Origin of the sequence: Pseudomonas sp. ICMP 10191 (assembly GCF_001467335.1) — a bacterium.
Taxonomy (GTDB): domain Bacteria; phylum Pseudomonadota; class Gammaproteobacteria; order Pseudomonadales; family Pseudomonadaceae; genus Aquipseudomonas; species Aquipseudomonas cerasi.
The window spans coordinates 1-2,039 of the sequence record NZ_LKGW01000178.1 but is presented as its reverse complement, the minus strand read 5'-3'; the positions used below and the strand labels follow the sequence as shown (position 1 = coordinate 2,039).

Here is a 2,039-nt window from a genome sequence, read left to right as displayed (position 1 = left end):
TTGGGGTCCTGGCGTCTGATCGGCAGGCCACGGGCGTTGCGCGCCAGATGGGTGGTCTGGTCTTTGCCGTAAGTTTTGGCTTTTAAAGAACTGGTTTTTAATATCCCGGATCGATATCCACACTTTCAATATCTACAACTAGCAAAGGTTCAATCAATGGTGCCTCATCGACTCGGTGGACTGTAACTATCGCTAGCGCTGGTCCGAACTCACCATCTATTGGATCAAATGCCCTGAGATGCACATTTACTTCAACAGATTCGCCGTCGCCCAAAAGGTCTATTTTTGGCCAGTTTTGCTCTCGGCATAATGGCCAGTTTAGCAGTTGCTCTCCCGGTATAACACTTAGTTTTTTAATGTCATTGTGGATTTTGTACTGCCCGCGAAACTGAGGTTTTTTAACGCTTGGGATTAAATTGACGTCCGAACTTTCGGAGAGGCCGTATATATAGTACTGCCAAGGCGTCATGCCCCAAACTAAGACAAGAACCCCTGCCTCGAATAATTCATTCGCAATTTCGGTTTCGCAAAATTCTTTTTGTAAGTCAATAATCTCAGTATTGGACGCTTCTGTTATGATTGCATCCATTTTGTCTATGTCGGCCAAGAAAAATCCTAAGCGACCAGCGCCATCATAAACTGGTCCTGCATGAAGTGTAGATAAGGCCTTAGGGGTAAGCTGTTTTTCAATGACTGCCATTACATTTAATATCTGACTATATTGTAATAGCGGTTTGATGTGGTCTGGTACTTCACCGAGTGTCTTTAGAGGTTTGTCCAGAAAGATCGTTAGCTCTAAGGTGTAGTTTCCAGCCGGCATGGCTTCTAAATCTAGGGTTATGCGCTTACCATCCAAATCGATAGATGCGCCTAGAGAGTCAGTGCTTAAGGTGAAAGTGATTTTTTTCTTTGAAAGTAGTGTTGACTCAAAAGTCTCGCCGTACTTGATTTTATCTCGACCTCGAGCCCAGCCAAAAATTACTTTGCGTTGCACTGTTGAAAATTCTGAGAAATCAAACTCACATAGTCTTATACGCTTCCCTCCAAGATCGAGCTCGCCACTCGCTATAACTCTAGAATCATTCAGGGTTATATATTTTACGTGTTTGTTTGTCATTAGCTGCATCCTCCCATGCTGAAACCTTTGCTACGAGCCCATTTTTTTGTTGCTTCCCAAGCTTGAGCTGGAGATACGTTTTTTGCAATAATTTTTCCAGGTTTACCACCTTCGACTATTCTTAAATCGCCTCGCTGGTTCGCGAGCTCCGGATTGTTGTAGTGCGCTTCTAAAGACTTAAGCCAGTCATCATTAGATAAGCCTTTCTTTCGGATGGTTTCTGCATCTAGTAGCGGTCTAGTATTGGCTCCGATTTGATTGTAGCCATGCATGGAGCTGTGTTCGAGGTCGTTCCACTGGCCAGGTTCTAGCCAATACATTGATGGCACATTGTTGATCGAGTTGAAAGGAGCAATTCCAAGTTTGGTTGCAGCAGTATGTGGAACCATATGGTGACCACGAGATATTGGATTATACAGGGGCATCCATCCGATTGGATCAACCCACCCATAAGGATTAGGCGCATATTGATAGAGATTATCCCCACCACTCAACCCAATCGGATCCTGCGTAATAAACCGCCCAATTTCCGGATCGTAATACCGAAACGTGTTGTAGTGAAGCCCCGTCTCGACATCGAAATACTGACCCTGAAACCTCAGGTTCTGCTCGACCTCGTTCACCACCAGCTTCTCAATCGCCCCCCACGGCCGATACTTGGCCTGCCAGACGATCTGCCCTTCGGCGTCGGTCATCTCCAGTGGCGTACCGATCTGATCGGTGTGGAAGTAGTAGACCTTGTTCTCTGCCTCGCCCTCTTTCTCATCAACACGGGCCAAAGGCGCATAGCTGCCGGGTTCGTAGAGGTACAGGCTGCTCTGCCCAGGACTTTCTTCACGCAACATTCGCAATCCCTGCCAGAGAAAGCGTTTCTGGTCGGTCTTACCCTTGATCTCCCACTGTTTGCCAACGCGCCTGCCCA

Annotated in this window: 2 protein-coding genes and 1 pseudogene; all 3 read right to left on the bottom strand. The window is 46.6% G+C overall.

Annotated features, from left to right (window positions below):
- Positions 1-74 (bottom strand): annotated as a pseudogene (locus AO388_RS30515) (type IV secretion protein Rhs); the annotation flags it as partial.
- A 23-nt stretch (positions 75-97) separates the two neighbouring features.
- Positions 98-1,117, bottom strand: coding sequence for a hypothetical protein (locus AO388_RS25485; protein ID WP_236713988.1), 1,020 nt, complete (start codon positions 1,115-1,117; stop codon positions 98-100).
- The coding region (locus tag AO388_RS29865) for an RHS repeat domain-containing protein (protein WP_236713986.1) at positions 1,117-2,039 on the bottom strand (923 nt) is incomplete at its 5' end. The genes AO388_RS29865 and AO388_RS25485, both read right to left, overlap by 1 nt.

What these genes read in the sequence shown, in the direction of transcription:
- AO388_RS25485 (WP_236713988.1), bottom strand. Translation starts at nt 1,117, where the DNA reads ATGACAAACAAACACGTAAAATATATAACCCTGAATGATTCTAGAGTT.